The 21,450-nt window shown below is 45.7% G+C and carries 17 protein-coding genes; 16 read left to right on the top strand and 1 reads right to left on the bottom strand.

Annotation, left to right across the window (positions count from 1 at the left end):
- Positions 1 to 13: 13 nt before the first annotated feature.
- Entirely contained in the window at positions 14 to 757 is a 744-nt protein-coding gene (locus tag ACL9RG_RS12770; protein ID WP_422792991.1) for a cupin domain-containing protein, read from the bottom strand.
- Positions 758 to 1,118: 361 nt separating this feature from the next.
- On the opposite strand from ACL9RG_RS12770, the gene ACL9RG_RS12765 reads away from it, so the two are divergent.
- The 16 genes from ACL9RG_RS12765 (at position 1,119) to narI (ending at position 20,179) form a co-directional block, all read left to right on the top strand.
- A complete protein-coding gene (locus tag ACL9RG_RS12765; protein ID WP_422792990.1) occupies positions 1,119 to 1,514 on the top strand; it encodes a YidB family protein in 396 nt (131 codons plus the stop codon).
- 400 nt (positions 1,515 to 1,914) lie between these two features.
- The gene (locus ACL9RG_RS12760) at positions 1,915 to 2,496 is read left to right on the top strand and encodes a tyrosine-type DNA invertase (RefSeq protein WP_422793026.1); all 582 of its coding nucleotides are present in this window, start codon (positions 1,915 to 1,917) and stop codon (positions 2,494 to 2,496) included.
- A 471-nt stretch (positions 2,497 to 2,967) separates the two neighbouring features.
- The gene (fimA, locus tag ACL9RG_RS12755; protein WP_422792989.1) at positions 2,968 to 3,513 is read left to right on the top strand and encodes a type 1 fimbrial major subunit FimA; all 546 of its coding nucleotides are present in this window, start codon (positions 2,968 to 2,970) and stop codon (positions 3,511 to 3,513) included.
- 67 nt (positions 3,514 to 3,580) lie between these two features.
- On the top strand, positions 3,581 to 4,129 hold the full coding sequence (locus tag ACL9RG_RS12750; RefSeq protein WP_422792988.1) for a fimbrial protein: 549 nt from the start codon (positions 3,581 to 3,583) through the stop codon (positions 4,127 to 4,129).
- A gap of 75 nt (positions 4,130 to 4,204) precedes the next feature.
- Positions 4,205 to 4,900 carry a fimbria/pilus periplasmic chaperone gene (locus ACL9RG_RS12745; RefSeq protein WP_422792987.1) on the top strand — a complete coding sequence of 232 codons (696 nt, stop codon included), beginning with the start codon at positions 4,205 to 4,207 and terminating at the stop codon, positions 4,898 to 4,900.
- 108 nt (positions 4,901 to 5,008) lie between these two features.
- The gene (locus ACL9RG_RS12740; RefSeq protein WP_422792986.1) at positions 5,009 to 7,636 is read left to right on the top strand and encodes a fimbrial biogenesis usher protein; all 2,628 of its coding nucleotides are present in this window, start codon (positions 5,009 to 5,011) and stop codon (positions 7,634 to 7,636) included.
- Positions 7,637 to 7,738: 102 nt separating this feature from the next.
- On the top strand, positions 7,739 to 8,266 hold the full coding sequence (locus tag ACL9RG_RS12735) for a fimbrial protein (RefSeq protein WP_422792985.1): 528 nt from the start codon (positions 7,739 to 7,741) through the stop codon (positions 8,264 to 8,266).
- Between the two features lie 44 nt (positions 8,267 to 8,310).
- Positions 8,311 to 8,814 (top strand): fimbrial protein, encoded by a 504-nt coding sequence (locus ACL9RG_RS12730; protein WP_422792984.1) that lies wholly within the window; start codon positions 8,311 to 8,313, stop codon positions 8,812 to 8,814.
- A gap of 13 nt (positions 8,815 to 8,827) precedes the next feature.
- Positions 8,828 to 9,733, top strand: a complete 906-nt coding sequence (locus ACL9RG_RS12725) for a fimbrial protein (protein ID WP_422792983.1) — start codon at positions 8,828 to 8,830, stop codon at positions 9,731 to 9,733.
- A 203-nt stretch (positions 9,734 to 9,936) separates the two neighbouring features.
- Positions 9,937 to 10,647: a LuxR C-terminal-related transcriptional regulator gene (locus ACL9RG_RS12720; protein ID WP_422792982.1), complete on the top strand. Its 711-nt coding sequence runs from the start codon at positions 9,937 to 9,939 to the stop codon at positions 10,645 to 10,647.
- Between the two features lie 570 nt (positions 10,648 to 11,217).
- Positions 11,218 to 11,772, top strand: a complete 555-nt coding sequence (locus ACL9RG_RS12715) for a tyrosine-type DNA invertase (RefSeq protein WP_422792981.1) — start codon at positions 11,218 to 11,220, stop codon at positions 11,770 to 11,772.
- 308 nt (positions 11,773 to 12,080) lie between these two features.
- Positions 12,081 to 13,469 (top strand): NarK family nitrate/nitrite MFS transporter, encoded by a 1,389-nt coding sequence (locus ACL9RG_RS12710; RefSeq protein ID WP_422792980.1) that lies wholly within the window; start codon positions 12,081 to 12,083, stop codon positions 13,467 to 13,469.
- Positions 13,470 to 13,525: 56 nt separating this feature from the next.
- Positions 13,526 to 17,269, top strand: coding sequence for a nitrate reductase subunit alpha (locus tag ACL9RG_RS12705; protein WP_422792979.1), 3,744 nt, complete (start codon positions 13,526 to 13,528; stop codon positions 17,267 to 17,269).
- On the top strand, positions 17,266 to 18,801 hold the full coding sequence (gene narH / locus ACL9RG_RS12700; protein ID WP_422792978.1) for a nitrate reductase subunit beta: 1,536 nt from the start codon (positions 17,266 to 17,268) through the stop codon (positions 18,799 to 18,801). The genes ACL9RG_RS12705 and narH overlap by 4 nt, the downstream gene beginning before the upstream one ends.
- On the top strand, positions 18,798 to 19,499 hold the full coding sequence (gene narJ, locus ACL9RG_RS12695) for a nitrate reductase molybdenum cofactor assembly chaperone (protein WP_422792977.1): 702 nt from the start codon (positions 18,798 to 18,800) through the stop codon (positions 19,497 to 19,499). The genes narH and narJ overlap by 4 nt, the downstream gene beginning before the upstream one ends.
- A 2-nt stretch (positions 19,500 to 19,501) precedes the next feature.
- Positions 19,502 to 20,179, top strand: a complete 678-nt coding sequence (gene narI / locus ACL9RG_RS12690; protein WP_422792976.1) for a respiratory nitrate reductase subunit gamma — start codon at positions 19,502 to 19,504, stop codon at positions 20,177 to 20,179.
- Positions 20,180 to 21,450: the final 1,271 nt, after the last annotated feature.

Here is a 21,450-nt window from a genome sequence, read left to right as displayed (position 1 = left end):
GCAATAGTCCTTTTCATTGTTTTTGCATGATGGTTTTATTTTTGAAGATTAATAGTGCTTTTTTTTCGATGTGCAAGCTAACATTTACTTCATCTTTTTTAATGACAGCTATTTTCCCTGATAGATGATTTTCAATTCCAATTAAAATAATAAATATAAGTTCTGGGTTAACAGTGTCTTCAGTAGAAAGTATAACTAATTTAAATATGAAGCTATTATTTAGATCTTTTTTTCTTATAAAGTCACGAAGCCCTACTTGTTCGAAGGCTTGAAGTCCATCATGCAGGGCAGATTTTTTTTCATATGTAGTATATTGTCTTCCATATGAATCATTTAACCTAAGCAAATCATATTGGTTTCTTGGGTTTTCAATTTCAATAAGATGAAGTGTTTGATCTTGCAATGAGATAGTTTGATGAAAAACTCCTTTTGAAATATAAATACTATCACCTTCCTTAAGATGATATATTTCTCCATTTATGAATTTGGTATATCCAGAGCCAGCAAGGCAAATCAGAACGGTATCTTTCATTAAGTGACAATGCATAGAGGTATTCTGATTTTTATTAATTTGCAATCTCCAGATATCGAAGTAATAATCACAGTAAATCCTGTATTCAACTCCCCATGGCTTCTCAATTAAGTGATTTAGATAAAGATCTTTATCAAAGGATTCGGTAATATTCATGTTTTTCAGTAATGCTTTTTTTATTTCTATGATATCCAAGATATTTGGGGTGGAGATTGATCTTTCCATTCTAACCTCTCATTAAACTCATTGGATAAGTAATCTATATATTTTACTCGGATCGTTAACTCACGATTAAGAGTATATTTTTAGATTTGGTAAGTGAAATCATAATTTATTTTTATGATATAATGTATATTATAACTGTGTGTGATTTTGTATGGCCATGTTGATAGTTCGATAATTTACTAGAAAATACCGTCGTTAATGCTAGGAATAATAAGACATGGAGATATTTATTTAGTGAATATTGCCACTATTTATTCATCATCTATAGTTCAATCACTACTATTTTCCAATGTTATGTCTACACTTAATCAATGTAACCGAATTAGATTTGCCTAGTTCTACACTCAACCAGGAGATAGCAATGGGATTATTCGATCAAGTAAGCGGCATATTGGGCGGTGACTCGGGCAAGCTTGGGCAGGTGCAAAGTGTGTTGAAATGGGTTGAAGAGCAGGGTGGAATTAACAGCTTGCTGGATAAATTCCGTCAAGGCGGGCTTTCTGCGGTGGTGGAGTCTTGGATTGGTGGCGGCAATAATCAGCCAATCAGTGGCGAACAGATCCAGTCAGTGCTCGGTATTCCTGCGGTGGCGCAACTGGCAGAAAAGCTGGGTGTGGATGCCGGTAGTGCCTCTTCAGTGATTGCGCAATATTTACCGCAAGTTGTGGATGGTCTATCCCCTAATGGTGAAGTCGAATCACACAATGACTTGGTGTCTCAGGGGGTGAATTTACTCAAAGGTAAATTATTCGGCTAGTGATGATATGGCGTGGTTGTGAGTGCTAGGGATCTACTTTCCTGATACAGGCTATAAATCATCCAAGGCCGATATATAAAATCAGCTATCGGCCATTTTTATGTCTTATTTTTGTCTTCTTACTATCAAACCAGAGATCACCGCTGTCAGACTAGCTTGATGAGATGGATTTTGTTCCATATACAGGCAAGCTATCTAGGGAATTTAGTTATACTCTCGCCGCTCGTTTTTGTAGACCGCCAGTTTGAAAACCAGCCGTTAACACTTTCTCGCATGATAGCGCTCGCCTTTCTTTCTTTTTGAGAGGGTTCTTAGCGTTATTGTCCGCGAATCCACTAAAGAGAATCTGTACCCTGTGGCAGCAAGCCATGTCAATCTATAACCGGAGGAGATAATGAGTATGGGGCGAAGAAAATTTCTTACGCAAAATGAAGTGCATAGCATGTTGCTAGCGGCACGTGAACAGCTTACCGGCTGTCGGGACTACTGTCTGATCCTGCTGTGTTTCCGTCACGGTATGCGTATTAGTGAACTCTTAAACTTACGTTTTGATGATCTTGATATGACCGAAGGAAGGATCAACATCCGCCGCTTAAAAAACGGTTTTTCAACCATTCATCCGTTGTTAGAGGATGAACGAGAGGCGCTGTCAGTATGGACTCGCGAGCGTGCCAATTGGATGACGGCTCAAGATACTGATGTCGTATTTATTTCTCGGCGTGGCGGTAGGCTTTCTCGCCAACAGGCTCATAGAATCATTCAACGCAGCGGAGTATTAGCGGGAACGAGTACGGCAACCCATCCACATATGCTTCGTCATGCTTGCGGGTATGAACTGGCAGAACGTGGGACGGATACTCGATTAATCCAAGATTATTTGGGGCATCGTAATATTCGCCATACCGTACGTTATACCGCCAGTAATGCTGGCCGATTCGTTGGGTTGTGGGATAAAAGGAACGTGTTAAAGGATACATTTTGAATTAAGAACTGTTTGACGAGCAACACCAACTGACGTGGTTGTTTTTTAATCGATGGTAAGACATTTGGGGCCAAACTGTCTGTATTTAAAATTATATTGAAATTTTTTGCAATAAATTTTAGTTAAGTATTTACTGTGTCCAGTGCAATTAGTTGAAATTGATATCTATTTTAAAACCTCCTTCCTAAAAAAGCTTACATTCTATTTCTCCTCAATATTTTAACCTGCCATTTTATTTAAAATCTAAAACTCTCTTGTTTCTATTGCTTTTTCTTTTTTAGCCTACTTATCTAGTTTTTTATTCTTTTAATTTCACATTTAATGAATTTATATTCTTAAAATTGTCGATTTTAAAGATGAATTATTAATGAGACAAAATGGCCCCAAATGTCTCATCGACAGGGGCCAAATTTCCCGAAATTCGGGCTCATGGATTAATTCATTTTACATGCAATTAGAAGAGATAAGTATATGAAAAATAAAGTTTTGGCACTGAGCGTATTGGCATCATTGTCTCTGGCGAGCTCTTTTGCTCAAGCTGCACCAATCGTCAACGGCGGTACTGTACATTTCGTTGGTGAAGTAGTGAATGCAGCTTGTGCTGTTGATGCTGGCTCAACGGATCAGACAGTACAACTGGGTCAGGTTCGTACGGCAAAACTGGCTACTGTTGGAGCAACTAGCGGCAATGTTGGTTTCAACATTGTGCTGAAAGATTGCGATACCAGCGTTTCTACCAAAGCACAAGTTGCCTTTACTGGCGTAGCTGACAGTGTAAATGCAGAAGCATTGGCATTGGATAGCTCTGCAGCTGGCAGCGCAACTGGCGTTGGCGTACAAATCTTGGATAAAGCCGGGACTACATTAGCCGTTGATGGTGCGACCTGGAGTGCAGTCACCACACTGAGCGATGGCACCAACACTATTCCATTCGCCTCTCGTTATATTGCGACAACCGCCGCAGTAACACCAGGTACTGCAAATGCAGTAGCGACCTTCAAAATTCAATACGAATAAGACCTGAGATACAGGGACGTTTTTCAGGCCAGGGAGGCCATTTTACAAGGACTGGGCTTAGGAGAGCATGATGCGAAGAGCCAGTTATCTGGTGCTGGTAGCCATGCTGTTGGCTCCACCCATCGTGATGGGCGGAAATCACAGCAATGTCATTCTATCTGGCGGACAAATGAAGTTTCAGGGAAAGATTATCGCCGAGGCGTGTTCTGTTGAAACTGACAGTCAAGATTTCACCGTGGAGATGGGACAGGTGCGTTCAAACCAGTTCCATGATGTGGGCATGGATGTTAACCCTACGCCATTTGATATCCACTTACGTGACTGTAATACCTTTGTTAGCCAGACAGTTAGCATCCAATTCCACGGTGTGGCAGATAGTAAGAATCCACAAGTGCTTTCGGTTGGAGAAGGCTCTGGCGTTGCTGGTGATATCGGTGTTGCGCTTTTTGATGCGACTAACTCGCTGATTGCCGTTAATTCCTCACCCCGTGTTGTTGCTGTTCTACAGCCTGGTCCTGTCACATTACATTTCACGGCTAAATATCGTGCAGTTGGTCCAGATGTAACAGGCGGCAAAGCAAACGCTCAGGGATGGTTTGCCCTTACTTATTTATAGCTTGCGGCTAAATCAATTATTGCGATGCCGCTTTTTGGCTAAAAAAATAAAGACATGGTTTGAGAAGAGGTTGTCATGGTTCACCAGAAAATAATTCGAATATTGGCTATTTGTACTGCTTTAATTTCTTTGGTTTTCATGGGAAGCGCGCAAGCGGGCGTTGCATTGGGTGCAACACGCGTGGTGTATCCATCCGATCAAAAACAAGTGTCTCTTGCCATAACTAACAGTGACGATAAGGGCTTCTTGATCCAGTCATGGGTAGAAGATTCGTCTGGTCATAAAGATGGGCGTTTTGTTATCACCCCTCCGTTATATCTAATGCAAGGCAAGCGTGAAAATACCTTGCGTATTATCGATGCGACGAATAACGCATTGCCAAAAGATCGTGAAAGTCTGTTCTGGATAAACGTTAAGGCGATCCCTTCTTTGGACGCTTCGCGTGAAAAAGAAAACACCCTGCAAATTGCTATTTCTAGCCGCATAAAATTATTTTATCGCCCGCTGGGATTAACCCCTTCTTCGGATAAAGCCGCCGAACAACTGCGTTTTAGCCGTCAGGGAAATAGACTGGTTATCAACAACCCAACCCCTTATTACCTGACGCTGACTGATTTTAAAGTGGGTTCTTCCTCGCTTGAAAACGTCATGGTGCCGCCGAAAGACAATGTGACACAGCCGCTTCCTGCAAACAGTGCAGGAGAGATCAGTTACAAAACAATCAATGATTACGGTGCGCTGACTCCAGCAATGAAAGGTGTGATGCAGTAAATCTTAGCCACTTTTTGCCAACGTAAACGCTCGCCGACGTAAACGCATCGAGCATAAAAATATAAATAATGACACGTGACCGGGCGCTGCATTCGGGCCGGAGGGATAATGTCACACCTAAAAAAGCAAATTTGCTTCAGCTCCCCTATTAATAGTGAGCGCCTGGATAAGAGTCAGAAGATTAATCGATGCTTTTTATTAACGCCGTTGGTTTTGTTATTAGCGTTGAGTTGCGAGGGTGTTCGGGCACAAAGTAATTTTAATCCCTATTTTCTATCTGATGATCCATCAGCCGTAGCGGATCTGTCGCGATTTGAAAAAGGCCAAATCGTACCGCCTGGGACTTATCGTGTTGATATTTATCTTAATGATGCTTACGTCACCACACGTGATGTCATGTTTAATGCCTCACAGAGTGGGCCCGAGCTTGAGGCTTGTCTGAGTAGCAAACAACTTTCTGCAATGGGGGTCGACACCGCAGGGATCCCAGGTATTAGCGTGCTTAAAGAGGGGGCTTGCGTACCTTTAGCGCAAACAATAAAGGATGCGACCTCTACCTACGATTTCGATCGCCAACGCCTCAACATTAGTGTGCCGCAGGCTTTTATGCGCGGCACCGTGCGTGGCTATATTCCCCCAGAACAATGGGACAACGGTATTACCGCCGGGTTACTTAACTATAACTTTACCGGCAGTAACGGCTGGGGGCAAAGCCACAGCGATAACTATTATCTGAATTTGCAGAGTGGTTTTAACCTTGGTGCATGGCGCTTACGTGATAACACCACGTGGAGTTACAACAGCGGCGGCAGTAATGGCAGCAGCCAAAACTCATGGCAGCATATCAATACCTATCTGGAACGTAACATCGTGCCGTTGCGTGCTCGTTTGGTGGTTGGGGATGGTTATACGCCGTCCGACGTATTTGACGGAATTAACTTTCGTGGTGCGCAACTATCTTCTGATGACAACATGCTCTCTGACAGCCAGCGTGGTTTTGCCCCAGTCGTTCGAGGGATAGCAAGAACGACGGCTCGAGTGTCTGTGCGCCAGAATGGCTATGACATTTATCAATCAACTGTGCCGCCAGGGCCATTTGTTATTAATGACTTATATCCATCAGGCCTGAGTGGTGACCTACAAGTCACGATAAAAGAAGCTGATGGGAGTTCGCAAGTCTTCACCGTACCTTATTCATCGGTCCCGGTACTGCAACGTGAAGGGCGGGTTAAATTTGCGCTTACTGCGGGTCAATTCCGTAGCGGCGGCCAGCAGCAGGATAAACCAAAATTTGCGCAGGCTACGGCACTTTGGGGCTTACCCGCTGGATTTACTGTCTACGGCGGGACGCAGCTTGCCGATAACTATCGGGCATTTACCGGTGGATTGGGTAAGAACCTGGGGATATTAGGCGCGGTATCAGCTGATATTACTCAGGCAAATACTACGCTTCCTGATGAGAGCAGCCATCAGGGACAGTCGATGCGTTTCCTCTATAACAAGTCATTGGCCGAGTTGGGAACTAACTTCCAGCTTGTTGGCTATCGCTACTCGACACAAGGCTTCTATACCCTCAGCGATGCCAGTTACAAACAGATGAGTGGTTATAGCATTTTGACCCAAGATGGTCCTGTGAATGTTACCCCGAAGCTGGCCGATTACTACAACTTGTACCACACCAAGCGCGGCCGTGTGCAAGTCAATATTTCACAGCAGATCGGAGATATTTCATCGCTTTATCTCAGTGGGAGTCGGCAGACCTATTGGAATAGTGGGGATACTGACGATCAGCTGCAAGTCGGTTATAGCATGACGCTCAATGATATTAGCTACAACCTCAGCTACAGCCTGACCCAAAGCATGGGACAAGAAAATAAAGACCAACTGCTGGCGTTGAATGTTTCCATTCCAATAAGTCATTGGCTATCGCCTGACAGCCGTTCGGCATTTAGACGCTCAAATATCAATTACAGCAACAGTAACGACATGAAAGGGCGCTCGACTAACACCGTGGGTATGTCAGGTACGTTACTCAAAGATAACAATCTGGGGTACAGCGTTCAGCAGGGATATAACAACAAAGATTCCGGCTATGTCAGTAATGCCGGGCTTAATTATCAAGGCACCTATGCAACAAGCAACGTGGGTTATAGCCGTAATGATGGTTACAGCCAAATGTATTACGGCGTCAGTGGTGGCGTTATTGCCCACTCAGATGGCATTACTTTCAGCCAGCCGCTAGGTGACACCAGCGTACTGGTGAAAGCACCCGGCGCGGCAGGCGTTTCTATTGAGAATGCGACCGGCGTTCGTACCGACTGGCGAGGATATGCTGTGGTGCCTTATGCCTCGGAATATCGTGAAAACCGCGTGGCGCTCGACCCTAACTCTCTGCAAGACAATGTTGATTTAGATGAGCCGGTGGATAGCGTTGTGCCTACGCGCGGGGCGATCGTGCGGGCCAACTTTGTCACCCGCGTTGGGATGAAGGTTCTGGTCACTCTGATGTATCAAGGTAAAGCCGTGCCATTTGGGGCAACGGTTACGCATAACGATGGCGATAGTGGAAGTATTGTCGGCGATGCCGGGCAAGCTTATCTCACGGGATTACCGTTGCGCGGTGAGCTGAAAGTGAAATGGGGCGAAGGTGCCAACGAACAATGCGTTGCGAGCTATCAGTTGCCCAAAGCAAACCAGCAGCAAGCGCTTAGCTATGCCAATGTGATTTGCCGCTAGTTATTGATATTGCTGATTATTGATGTGATGCATCACTCGCGCCAGATTACGCCATTAACGCCACATCGGTAAAACCGATGTGGCTTAGCCCAGGTAAATAGAATGAACAAAAGATGTCGAATTTTATGCCTGTTTGCGCTGCTGAGTGGCGGCGGGCAGGTGGCAACCGCCGCTACCGTTACGGTGACAGGACAAGTATTGGATAACACATGTGAAGTCGATGTGGGTTCCAAAAATTTTACCGTGAATCTAGGGGCAAGCCCAAGTAAGCAATTTTCGCGAGTAGGCGATCCTAGCCCTGCGGTGAGATTCAGTATTGTGTTTCTCCGCTGTGATGCTTCTGCGCAGAAAGTGAAGGTGGGATTCACCGGGACGGCGGACAGTAATAATGCCAGCCTGCTGAAAATTGATGCGCTAAGTGGCAGTGCGAGCGGAATTGGCGTGCAGATCCTAGACAGTGGTTTGAAAGCGATCCCTCTCAACGCGGCGCAGAGTGAACTCAACTGGAACAATGTGACGGCGGGGCAGCGTAATGTGCTGACATTTTATTCGCGAATGATGGCAACACAAACGCCAGTCAGCGCAGGAACCGTGAGCGCAACCGCTACGTTTACGCTGGAATACTTTTAATAGGGCTTAGTGACTGCACTAAGCCGTGATGAATTGAGGTCAATATGCGTCTGTTAACTCTTTTTTTGATTCTGTTGTTTGGAGGATTGCTTTGTGCGCGAGTCGCTCAGGCTGCAGATGTCACTATTACCGTGAATGGCTCCGTAGTGGCTCGACCTTGCAATGTCGTACTCAATGATACGGCAGTCGATTTAGGCAATTTGTATAAATTTGACCTGATCAATCCTGGCTCTACTTCCCCTTGGGTTAACGTCAATTTGTCGCTTAACGCGTGTCCGGTTGGCACGAGTAAAGTCACGGCCAGTTTTTCTGGCCCATCGGACACATCGGGTTATTACACCAATCAAGGCTCGGCAAGCAACATCGCGGTCGAGCTGCAAGATACCAGTGGTAAGTCGCTAAAAGCGGGAACGACCACAACGATTAATGTCGATAATGCGACGTCGACAGCTGCGTTTCCCCTCCGGGTGAGGGCGGTATCAGTTAACGGTGGCCCATCATCTGGCAGCATAAAATCGGTGATTACTGTCACCTATACCTACGCATAATGGAGGAGTAAAGATGAGTAGAATAATCAAGGGTATATTGCTGACGGTATTCTTTTGCCAATTTCCGTTTTATGCCTCGGCATATACTTGTACAACGGCGCAGGGGATCGTGATTGGACCCGGTGGTGGCGTGACGAATGTTTATGTGAATCTTACGCCTTCAGTCGGTGTCGGGCAGAACCTGGTTGTTGATTTATCTACTCAAATTCGTTGTCACAACGACTACCCCGAGTCGATTAAAGACTTTGTCTCTCTGCGTTCAGGCTCTGCTTATGGCGGCGCGCTACAGGCATTTCGCGGGAGTTTGACTTATTCGGGTACAACCTATCCATTCCCTACGACATCTGAAACAAAAAGTATTTTATACGATAGCAGGACAGATAAACCTTGGCCAACGTTGCTGTATCTTACTGCAACCGGGGCTGCTGGCGGTGTTGCCATAAAAAATGGCGATCTTATTGCTATTTTAAATATGCATCAGACCAATGACCGAGGCGCTTCTTTAGAATATATATGGAAGATTTACGCCAACAACGATGTCGTCATTCCAACCGGAGGCTGTGATGTCTCTTCGCGCGATGTGACGGTGAATCTACCTGTCTATCCAGCGACCCAGTCTTTCAATATCAATGTACATTGCGCTCAAACGAAAACACTGGCTTATTACCTTACCGGACCGACGGCAAATGCTAGCAATGATATTTTTAGTAATGTAGCGACTGCCTCACCTGCGCAGGGGATCGGGGTACAAATATCTAATAACAATGGCATTGTCAGAGCAAATAATAATGTGCTCATTGGTCAAGTAGGCAGCACCAATACGTCTATTCCACTAACCGCATCTTATGCCAGAACAACCGGGCAAGTTACAGCAGGTAGTGTTCGTTCGGTTATTGGTATGACATTTATTTATCCATAATATTCATTATGAATTTTTAAAATGAATATTTTAGTTTTCTCTGGTTTCTCCCCGAGAATATCGGGGGGGAATGAGAATGCCTATTTCTAGTATGGGAATTGAAGTTAGTACATTTACTTATGCTTTCCATTAATTAAAGAGAGCGCTTTATAACAGGTGTTTGCATGTGCAAGTAAATGCTAACTGTAACAATGAGATAAGTCATGAGTAAATCTCAAAGCAATATAGGTTATATGGACGATTCGTTTCCTTATGAAATGGTGTTGATTCTCGACCGTCTAACGTTGACGGGAAGAGTCATTGTTGATGAAGTAAATAAATTAGCAGGAAGACACTGTGCATTACACGCATTAAATATAGCGACCTTACGTGAGGTCATTATTTCCCCGGTAATGCGCAGGAAAAATATATTAGTCATCGCCGAGTTATCAACTGATTTTGACTCAATCCATGATGGATTTAATTTCCTTGATGAATTGACATGTCTAAGTGCGATTATTGGGCGTCATCGTTGCATGGTATATACCGCACTACGTGAGCCTTTATTATTACAGGCTATAGTCGATAAACAACCTGATGCTATTGTGCGACGAGATGAATCGATGTCGGTGTTCCGTAAAAGTCTGCAATCAGTATGTGCAAAATCACGGCATACCTTAATGAGCCCTGCGGTCAGTTCTGCATTGCAGGAAAATGACGTACGAAAACTATCGCCACGAGAATTGTTATGGGTTCTGATGCAGTTAAATGACTCAAGCCTATCGGGTGTCGCACGACGATTGCATCGCAGTGAAAAGACGGTATCTACTCATCGGCGAGCCGTTGCTGAAAGGCTTGGGCTGCAAAATAGTCTTGAGATAAACCGATGGCTGGGACAAATACAAGACTCTATGGGCAGTCACCGTCGGATATAGTGCCTTATTCTCTCCATTACTTTAGTAAGGTTTATGTTTTCCCCGTGCGAAAAGCAACTTTTGCTACTTTCAGATAAAACGCAGGTAATTCTTTGGTTAGTATTGTTTTTTTTACTATTCCTTTGTGTTCCTGTACTTAGGTCTTTTTGTTTTTAGGATTTTTTACTACGAAAAATCCTATATTATTGTTGTCACTTGTTGAGCTTTCATGATAAATCATAAGTTAACAAGATATGTTCCTGTAAACGCAAAATAATATTGAGATAAAACATTGAGATTAGCTTTCAAGGAGGATGGAAATTGGACATACAACAATTTTCTAAGCCAAAACTGAATCAAAGATTTATTGGGAAGATAAATATAATTTTTGATTTCACCCCGCACTTATCTTATCGAAAGCAATAAGTCTGGACTCGTTTTATGCCACGCGAGTGGAGTGTGATTCATGATTTTTGTGTCGGAAAATATGCGATGCAACTTGCTGATGATAGCAATAACTGAATCATCTGATCGTACTGGTTTTTCCTTTTTCACTAACCAGTAACATCAAAATCTGATTCTGGAGGCGAAATGAGCAGAAGAAGATATTTAACCGAAGCTGAAGTGGAATTATTACTATCGGTCGCACGACTAGATAAAAATGGTGTGAGAAATCACTGTTTGATTTTAATGGCTTTTCGACATGGATACCGCATAAGTGAGTTGTTATCTTTAAAATTATCCGATATCGATTTAAATTCTCGTCAGATCTATGTCAGGAGATTGAAAAATGGATTTTCAACCGTTCATCCGCTGCGAGGCAATGAATATCAAGCGGTGAGTGAATGGCTGTCAATAAGAGAATCTTATGTTGCAGCAGCTTCCAGCGATCATGTGTTTCTTTCCGAACGTGGTACCTCTCTCTCGCGTAAGCAAGCGTGGTATATCATAAAAACCTGTGGTTTAAAGGCGGGAATATCCATTAACTCACATCCACACATGCTGCGTCACGCCTGTGGATACACCTTGGCGAATACAGGCGTTGATACGCGTCTTATCCAAGATTACCTTGGGCATAAAAATATTCGTCACACGGTCCATTATACAAAAAGCAATTCGGAACGATTTGCCTCTCTTTGGGACTAAAAAATTACTCAGCAAATCACATATTATTTTTTAATATAATTAATCTCAATTTGTTTTGGGAGTAAAAATATTTTCATTTTTTATCAGATTTTTATTGCTAATTTGTTAAATGAAATGAGTTAATATGACAATTTTATTACATATCTACATTGTAGAATAATGAGGGTTTTTAGTAAAAAATCTATTTTTCGTAGACTGTGAATTATCCTAATTGTGTAGATTTTAAACTTACCTTTGACATGCATCAATAAGGGAAAAAATAGAAGATTTAGGGTTGGGCTTCATTATTATCTCTCTGAGTAGAATGTATGAATCAACCCCCGGTAAAAACCACTTCATCTCGTTACTTGTTAACTCAATGGGACCCAGAGAACACAGCCTTTTGGCAACAAACGGGACACGCCGTTGCTCGCCGTAACCTGTGGATCTCTGTGCCCTGCTTGTTACTCTCCTTTTGTGTCTGGATGCTATTTAGTACCGTTGCCGTCAACCTGGAAAAAGTGGGCTTTAACTTCACCACCGAGCAGCTTTTCCTGTTAACGGCACTGCCTTCGGTTTCTGGGGCATTACTTCGCGTGCCGTACTCTTTTATGGTGCCACTAATAGGAGGACGTCGTTGGACTGCCATTAGCACCGCATTCATGATAATTCCTTGTTTATGGTTAGGCTTCGCTGTGCAAGACAGTACAACGCCTTACTTTATCTTTGTGATTATCGCTTTGTTATGCGGTTTTGCTGGGGCGAATTTTGCTTCTAGCATGGGCAATATCAGTTTCTTCTTTCCTAAAGCCAAGCAGGGCAGTGCACTAGGTATTAATGGTGGATTAGGGAATCTCGGGGTCAGTGTGATGCAGTTAATTGCTCCTCTGGTTATCTCCTTATCTATTTTCTCCGTATTTAGCACCAGCACGGTGACGTTACCTGACAGCAGCGGGTTCTGGCTACAGAATGCTGCCTGGATCTGGGTGCCATTTTTGGTTATCGCAACGTTGGCTGCCTGGTTTGGTATGAACGACCTGCAAACGGCTAAGGCGTCATTGTCACAGCAACTGCACGTTTTACAGCGTGGGCATATGTGGCTGTTAGGTCTGTTGTATCTGGCAACGTTTGGCTCGTTTATCGGTTTTTCCGCCGGTTTCGCTATGCTCTCAAAAATGCAGTTTCCTCACGTTCAAATCATGCATTACGCCTTTTTTGGCCCTTTCCTTGGCGCACTAGCTCGCTCGGTTGGCGGGGTGATTTCCGATCGCCTCGGCGGAACACGCGTCACGTTGGTGAATTTTTTGCTGATGTCGTTGTTCAGCGCTCTGCTTTTCCTCACGTTACCCGGCAGCGGCGAGGGTAATTTCATCGCTTTCTTTGCTGTCTTTATGTGCCTGTTCCTGACCGCCGGGTTAGGCAGTGGCTCGACCTTCCAAATGATCGCCGTAGTATTCCGTGCCAAGACCATTGAGCGCGTCAAAGCGCGTGGCGGTAGTGATGAGGTGGCGCAACATGAAGCCTTGACCGATACCTCTGCCGCACTTGGGTTCATCTCTGCCATTGGTGCTATCGGTGGATTCTTCATTCCTAAAGCCTTTGGCAGTTCGCTCGCCATGACCGGCTCACCCGCTGGCGCGATGAAAATCTTCCTCGTGTTTTATCTCGTTTGTGCGCTGATCACCGCGCTGGTTTATGGCCGTAAAAATAATAAATAGCCACTTTGCTCAGCAGTTAACTGAGTTTTCTTTTTTAGTACCAGGAGAAGCAATCGATGAGTAAATTTCTCGACCGCTTTCGCTATTTCAAACAGAAAGGCGAAACCTTTGCTGACGGCCATGGCCAGCAGTTTAACAATAATCGTGATTGGGAAGACGGCTATCGTCAGCGCTGGCAGCATGATAAAGAGGTACGTTCTACCCACGGTGTAAACTGTACCGGCTCTTGCAGCTGGAAAATCTTTGTCAAAAACGGGTTGGTTACTTGGGAGATGCAGCAGACTGATTACCCGCGTACTCGCCCTGATTTACCTAACCATGAGCCGCGTGGCTGCCCGCGTGGGGCCAGCTATTCTTGGTATCTCTATAGTGCCAACCGTTTGAAATATCCGTTAGTGCGCAAAACGTTAATCCAATTGTGGCGCGAGGCAAAAAGTCGCGTTAGCGACCCGGTTGATGCCTGGGCATCCATTGTTAATAACCCTGAACTGGCGACAAGTTATAAACGTGAGCGCGGAAGGGGCGGTTTTATCCGTTCTAACTGGCAAGAAGTAAATGAGATTATCGCCGCCTCCAATGTTTATACCGCTAAAACCTGGGGCCCAGATCGTATTGCCGGATTCTCGCCAATTCCGGCGATGTCGATGGTGTCCTATGCTGCCGGTTCTCGCTATTTATCGCTAATCGGCGGTGTGGCGCTGAGTTTCTACGATTGGTATTGCGATTTACCCCCAGCCTCGCCGATGACCTGGGGCGAGCAAACAGATGTGCCGGAATCTGCCGATTGGTATAACGCAGGATATATTATTGCCTGGGGTTCCAATGTGCCGCAAACCCGAACCCCTGATGCGCACTTCTTCACTGAAGTTCGGTATAAAGGCACCAAAACAGTCGCCATTACTCCTGATTATGCTGAAGTCACTAAGCTCTGCGATCAATGGCTGGCACCGAAACAAGGTACCGATAGCGGGCTGGCGATGGCAATGGGCCACGTGATGCTGCGCGAATTCCATCTCGACAATCCTTGCCAATATTTTATTGATTACGCCCGTCGTTACAGTGATATGCCGATGTTGGTGATGCTCGAACCGCGTGAAGAGGGCTACAGCGTAGCGGGAAGAATGCTGCGCGCCTCTGACTTATCCGCAGGGTTGGGCGAAGAGAACAACCCACAGTGGAAAACCGTGGCATTGAGTGAAGACTCAGGTGAATTAGTGGCGCCAAATGGCTCGATTGGCTATCGCTGGGGAGAAAAAGGCAAATGGAATCTGGAGGCGCGTGCCGCCGGTCATGAATGCCAATTACGCCTAAGTTTGCTTGGTTGTCAGGATGCAGTTGCTGAGGTGGGGTTTCCGTATTTCGGTGGCGATGAACACCCACACTTTCGTGAGCTGAAATTAAATAATGTCTTAGTCCATAAACTGCCGGTAAAAACCTTAACCCTGGCCGATGGTCAGCAAGTGCAGGTCACCACGGTTTACGATCTGCTACTGGCCAATTATGGGTTGGATCGTGGGCTGAATGACGATAATTGTGCATCCAGTTACGATGATATCAAAGCCTATACGCCAGCCTGGGCTGAGCAAGTCACCGGCGTTTCTCGCCAGAACATTATCCATATTGCTCGTGAATTTGCTGATAACGCTGCGAAAACTCACGGCCGCTCAATGATTATTGTTGGGGCCGGGATGAACCACTGGTTCCATATGGATATGAACTACCGCGGCTTAATTAATATGCTGGTGTTCTGCGGTTGCGTGGGGCAAAGCGGCGGCGGTTGGGCGCACTATGTTGGGCAAGAAAAACTACGGCCACAAACCGGCTGGTTGCCTTTGGCCTTTGGGCTAGATTGGCAGCGCCCGCCGCGCCAAATGAACAGCACCTCATTTTTCTATCAGCATAGCAGCCAATGGCGTTACGAAACGGTTACTGCCGCTGAGTTGTTATCGCCATTAGCTGATAAATCTGCCTTTAGCGGACATTTAATTGATTTCAACGTTCGCGCCGAACGTATGGGCTGGTTGCCGTCGGCGCCGCAGCTTAATGAAAACCCGCTGCACATTGCCCGCCAGGCTGCTGACGCGGGGCTGACGCCACAGGCTTTTACCGTCCGTGAATTACAAGCCGGACGGATAAAATTCGCCTCTGAACAACCGGACAGCGGCAAGAACCATCCGCGTAATCTGTTTGTCTGGCGTTCTAATCTGTTGGGTTCCTCCGGTAAAGGTCATGAATATTTCCTGAAATATCTGCTCGGCACCGACAATGGCGTGCAAGGCAAAGATCTCGGTGTGCAAGGCGGTGTAATGCCTGAAGATGTCGAGTGGCAGCCGCAAGGGCTTGAAGGCAAGCTGGACTTAGTGGTGACGCTTGATTTTCGTATGTCGAGTACCTGCCTTTACTCCGATATCGTATTGCCAACCGCGACTTGGTATGAAAAAGACGACATGAATACTTCGGATATGCATCCCTTTATTCATCCACTTTCTGCCGCGGTTGAACCTGCCTGGGAAGCGAAAAGCGATTGGGATATCTATAAAGGCATCGCCAAACGTTTCTCCGAACTGTGCATCGGGCATTTAGGCCAAGAGACAGACGTGGTCTTGCAGCCTATCCAACATGATTCCGCCTCTGAGCTGGCCCAGCCTTTTGATGTTAAGCAGTGGAGTAAAGGCGAGTGTGAGCTGATTCCGGGGAAAACCGCACCGCATATTATGGCGGTTGAGCGCGACTATCCGGCAATCTATGAGCGTTTTACCTCGCTCGGTCCGTTGCTGGATACGCTGGGCAACGGCGGGAAAGGTATTGGCTGGAATACTGATAGTGAAATTGCCCTGTTGAAAAAACTCAATCGGGTGAAAACCGAAGGCGCTGCCGCAGGTCGACCGCTGATTGAAACCGCGATCGATGCCGCCGAAGTGATTTTGACACTGGCTCCCGAAACGAACGGCCAGGTGGCGGTAAAAGCCTGGCAGGCTCTGGAACAGTTTACCGGGCGTGAACATGCCCATCTGGCGCTCAATAAAGAAGACGAGAAAATTCGCTTTCGCGATATTCAGGCCCAGCCTCGCAAAATTATCTCCAGCCCGACCTGGTCAGGCCTGGAGGATGAGCATGTTTCCTATAACGCCTGTTATACCAACGTTCATGAGTTAATCCCTTGGCGTACGCTCTCCGGGCGACAACAGCTGTATCAAGATCACCCGTGGATGAGAGCATTTGGTGAAAGCCTATTAGTTTATCGTCCGCCGATTGATACACGCAGCGCGCAGCAAATGCTGGGTGTCAAACCTAACGGTAATCCAGAAAAAGCGCTGAATTTCCTGACGCCGCATCAGAAATGGGGCATTCACTCTACTTACAGCGATAACTTGCTGATGCTCACGCTATCGCGCGGTGGGCCGATTGTGTGGATGAGCGAAGAAGACGCCGCCGAATTGGGCATTGCAGATAATGACTGGATCGAGGCTTTCAACAGTAACGGTGCGTTGACTGCCAGAGCCGTGGTCAGTCAGCGCGTACCGGCTGGCATGACCATGATGTATCACGCACAAGAACGACTGGTAAATATTCCGGGTTCAGAAATTACCGGCCAACGCGGTGGTATTCATAACTCGGTAACCCGTATTACGCCGAAACCGACGCATATGATTGGCGGCTACGCTCAGCTGGCTTACGGCTTTAACTATTACGGCACCGTTGGTTCTAACCGGGATGAATTTGTGGTGGTACGCAAAATGAAAGATATCGCTTGGCTCGATGGCGAAGGCAACGATCGGCAGCAGGAGAGCGCAAAATGAAAATTCGTTCACAAGTCGGCATGGTACTGAATCTGGATAAATGTATTGGCTGTCATACCTGCTCGGTCACCTGTAAAAATGTCTGGACCAGCCGCGAAGGCATGGAATATGCCTGGTTTAACAACGTTGAAAGTAAGCCCGGCATCGGTTACCCGGTTGATTGGGAAAATCAGCAAAAATGGAAAGGCGGTTGGATCCGCAAAATCAATGGCCGGCTGCAACCAAGAATGGGGAGTCGGGTCGGTGTGCTGCACAATATCTTTGCTAACCCCGACATTCCCGAAATTGACGATTACTACGAACCCTTCGATTTTGACTACCAGCATTTACATACAGCTAAAGCCGGTAAACATCAGCCGATTGCCCGGCCTCGTTCTTTGATTACTGGTCAACGGATGGACAAAATCGAGCATGGCCCCAACTGGGAAGAGATCCTTGGCGGCGAGTTTTCTAAACGTTCTCAGGACAGTAACTTTGCCCAGATGCAAAAGGAGATGTACGGCCAGTTTGAAAACACTTTCATGATGTATCTGCCGCGATTATGTGAGCATTGCCTGAATCCTGCTTGTGCCGCCACCTGTCCAAGTGGAGCAATATATAAGCGCGAGGAAGATGGCATTGTTTTGATCGATCAAGATAAATGCCGCGGTTGGCGCATGTGTATCACTGGCTGCCCTTACAAGAAAATTTACTTCAACTGGAAAAGCGGCAAGTCGGAAAAATGTATTTTTTGTTATCCGCGTATTGAATCGGGAATGCCGACAGTGTGCTCTGAAACCTGTGTCGGACGGATCCGCTATCTGGGCGTTTTGCTCTATGACGCCGATAGTATTGCAGCCGCGGCCAGTTGCGAGGGGGAGCAGGATCTCTATGAGCGGCAACTTGGGATTTTTCTCGATCCTCATGATCCCGAGGTGATCGCTCAGGCGCGTGAGCAAGGTATTCCAGACTCGGTTATTGATGCTGCACAGCGCTCACCGGTTTATAAATTGGCAGTAGACTGGAAGCTTGCTCTGCCGCTGCACCCGGAATATCGCACTTTGCCTATGGTGTGGTACGTGCCGCCGTTGTCCCCGATTCAATCAGCCGACGATGCCGGTGCCTTGGCGCATACAGGTATCTTGCCTGATGTCGAAAGCCTGCGTATCCCGGTGCAATACCTGGCGAATCTGTTGACGGCGGGGGATACCCAACCGGTACTCCGCGCGCTGAAACGATTGCTAGCAATGCGTCATTATAAGCGTGCCGAAACCGTGGAAGGCGAGCGTGATATCCGTGCCTTGGAAGAGGTCGGATTAACCGAGGCGCAGGCGCAGGAAATGTATCGCTATCTGGCGATTGCCAACTATGAAGACCGCTTTGTCGTGCCTTCAAGCCATCGAGAAATAGCCCGTGACGCGTTTCCTGATCGCGGCGGCTGTGGCTTTAGTTTTGGCGACGGTTGTCACGGTAGCGATACGCACTTCAACTTATTTAATAGCCGCCGTATTGATGCCATTGATGTCTCGGCTAAAACCGGAGGTAAGCCATGAAAAGCCTGAAAATGCTTGGCTGTCTGCTCGATTATCCCAACGACGCGCTATGGCTGCATCGTCAGGAACTCCTTGATGAGAGTGCTGAACATTCCCCTGAAATCCAATCCTTTATTACCGAGCTATGTCAGCAAGAGATGCTCGACGCGCAAGCCGCGTGGGGAGAGCTCTTTGAGCGAGGACGGGCGACGTCATTATTACTGTTCGAACATGTACACGGTGAATCTCGTGACCGCGGTCAAGCGATGGTTGATCTCTTAAGCCAATACCAGCAGGTAGGGCTCTTCCTCGACAAGCGTGAGCTACCGGACTATTTACCGGTATACCTAGAATATCTGAGCATATTGTCTGATGCCGACGCACGACAGGGATTGGAAGATATTGCCCCGATCCTGGCGCTATTGGGCGCTCGCCTGAAGCAACGCGAAAGCCGTTACGCCGTGCTTATCGATACCTTGCTGGTTCTGGCAGAAAGTCCGCTCTGTAGTGATGCGTTTGCGCCACGTGTTGCCGTGGAAGAAGACGATACGTCGCCACAAGCGTTGGATGCGGTATGGCAGGAGGAGCAGGTCAGGTTTATCGCTGACAAATCTTGCTCATCATCGAATGAATATCAGCAACGATTTGCTAATACCACCCTGCCGCAATACGTCGATTTGATGAAATCACAGCCTGATTCAGCGCTTGGAGGTCGATAATCATGCACTACATCAACCTGTTCTTCTTTAGTGTTTATCCTTATATCGCCGGTACAGTGTTCCTGGCCGGAAGCTGGCTACGTTATGACTATGGGCAATATAGTTGGCGAGCGGGATCGAGCCAGATGCTAAGTAAAAAAGGCATGAGACTCGCATCTAATCTTTTTCACATTGGCATCATTGGCATCTTGCTCGGGCATTTTTTCGGTCTGTTAACACCGCACTGGGTCTATCAGTCGTTTTTGTCTATTGCCGCTAAGCAACATCTGGCAATGGCCGCCGGTGGTGTTTTTGGCGTATTAACGGTGATAGGGGGCGGGATGTTGCTGTGGCGTCGTCTCTATAATCCACGCGTTCGTGCAACCTCTACTGCGGCAGACATTTTGATTATGGCGTTGTTACTGCTCCAGGCCTGTCTTGGGTTGATCACGTTACCGTTCTCTGCACAACATCTAGATGGCAGCGAAATGATGAAGCTGGTGGGCTGGGCACAGGCGATAGTGACATTCCATGGTGGGGCCGCCGAGCATCTTGAAGGCGTAGCGTCTATTTATCGTCTGCATATGGTGCTAGGCATGACGCTCTTCTTACTGTTCCCTTTTACCCGTTTAGTCCATATCTGGAGCGCACCGGTTGAGTATCTGACGCGTCGCTATCAGGTCGTGAAAGGGCGTCATTAGTCGATATGCCCCGCTGATCTGCATCTCGAGGTTTATTGGTTATAGAAACCTTGGTCGAAACATAAAACGCCAAAGTGTGTGTACACACGCTTTGGCGTTTTTATTTTCAATCCTGTGACGCAGCACCATTTTTTAAGTAAAAATGATATAAAATTTGTGCAGCGTTGTTATATTAAGAATATTCTTAAGTTTAAATTTCTCAACGACTGAGACTAAGTAAATTCTTATTTATACATCAACTCTCTTAATAGGATGTTAATGGCAGCATAATGATCTGCCTTTCATGTGGTTAGGGCGTTTAATGTATTCATAATAGGGTGAAGTCGATGGGTTTTTAATGTTCGCGGCTACGTTTTTTGAATTTTTATAAAGCCAGTAGTGCGGATGCTAATGCATTATTTATATGTCAATTTCATTATGACAATATGAATTTTTTGCATTTTAGTTATTTTTTCTTAGAAAAAAATTAAAATTTAATCATGTCAAGCATACTTATGTTGATATCAAGCAATATAGGTTTCTTATATATCCAATATTTTTCACTGTTTTTTGGTCTGATTTTTTGTGGTTATGCTATATAGATTTTATTTATATATAGAGAAATATATCTTTTTTTGAGAAGAGAAATTAACCTAATGCCGAGGATTATTACTTGGCATGCAGTATGAAAAATAACCTAAAACTTGTATTAATACGGCTACTAATTAAGTTACCCGAGGATTTTTTCATCAAATAACCGCACTTCATTTACATTTTGAAACCAAAATCCCTTCATTAGAAACATTTTGTCAGCAAAAACGATTAACAAATTTCTTAATTTGATTTAATCTCTGCGGCAATATAACACCTAAGAAAATTCCAAGTTCTTACTGTTAACTTGAAGTAGCAATTCCATATAACAAAATGACATTTATTAATGAAAAATGCATAGCCACGGTCATGGCGGCTGCCCTGTACCTATTAGTTAAGGCTAGTCGCTGCAGTGAAGAATGAAAAATATTTTAAATTGTCATAAATCTATCTTCAAAAATTCCATTTCTGGTGGAATATTTCGGTACGCCGATATAAGTCAGAACGACTCGCTGATACTGGTAAGTTTCGGGGGTTAGGGGCTTGTTGTCGTTGATGATTTTGACAGAACATTTTTCACCTGACTCCCTGGTTCGCTAAAAAAATGTGTATACACAGTGGTTTATGCTAAAGGTGCCACAGGCGTGTCAGGAGACTGACGTGTCTATGTCTGGAAGATGCCAGTTCCTCGAGTCCTCAGT

The organism is Rouxiella sp. Mn2063, assembly GCF_049319665.1.
GTDB lineage: Bacteria > Pseudomonadota > Gammaproteobacteria > Enterobacterales > Enterobacteriaceae > JBMOUD01.
This window is presented reverse-complemented; position numbering and strand designations above follow the sequence as displayed.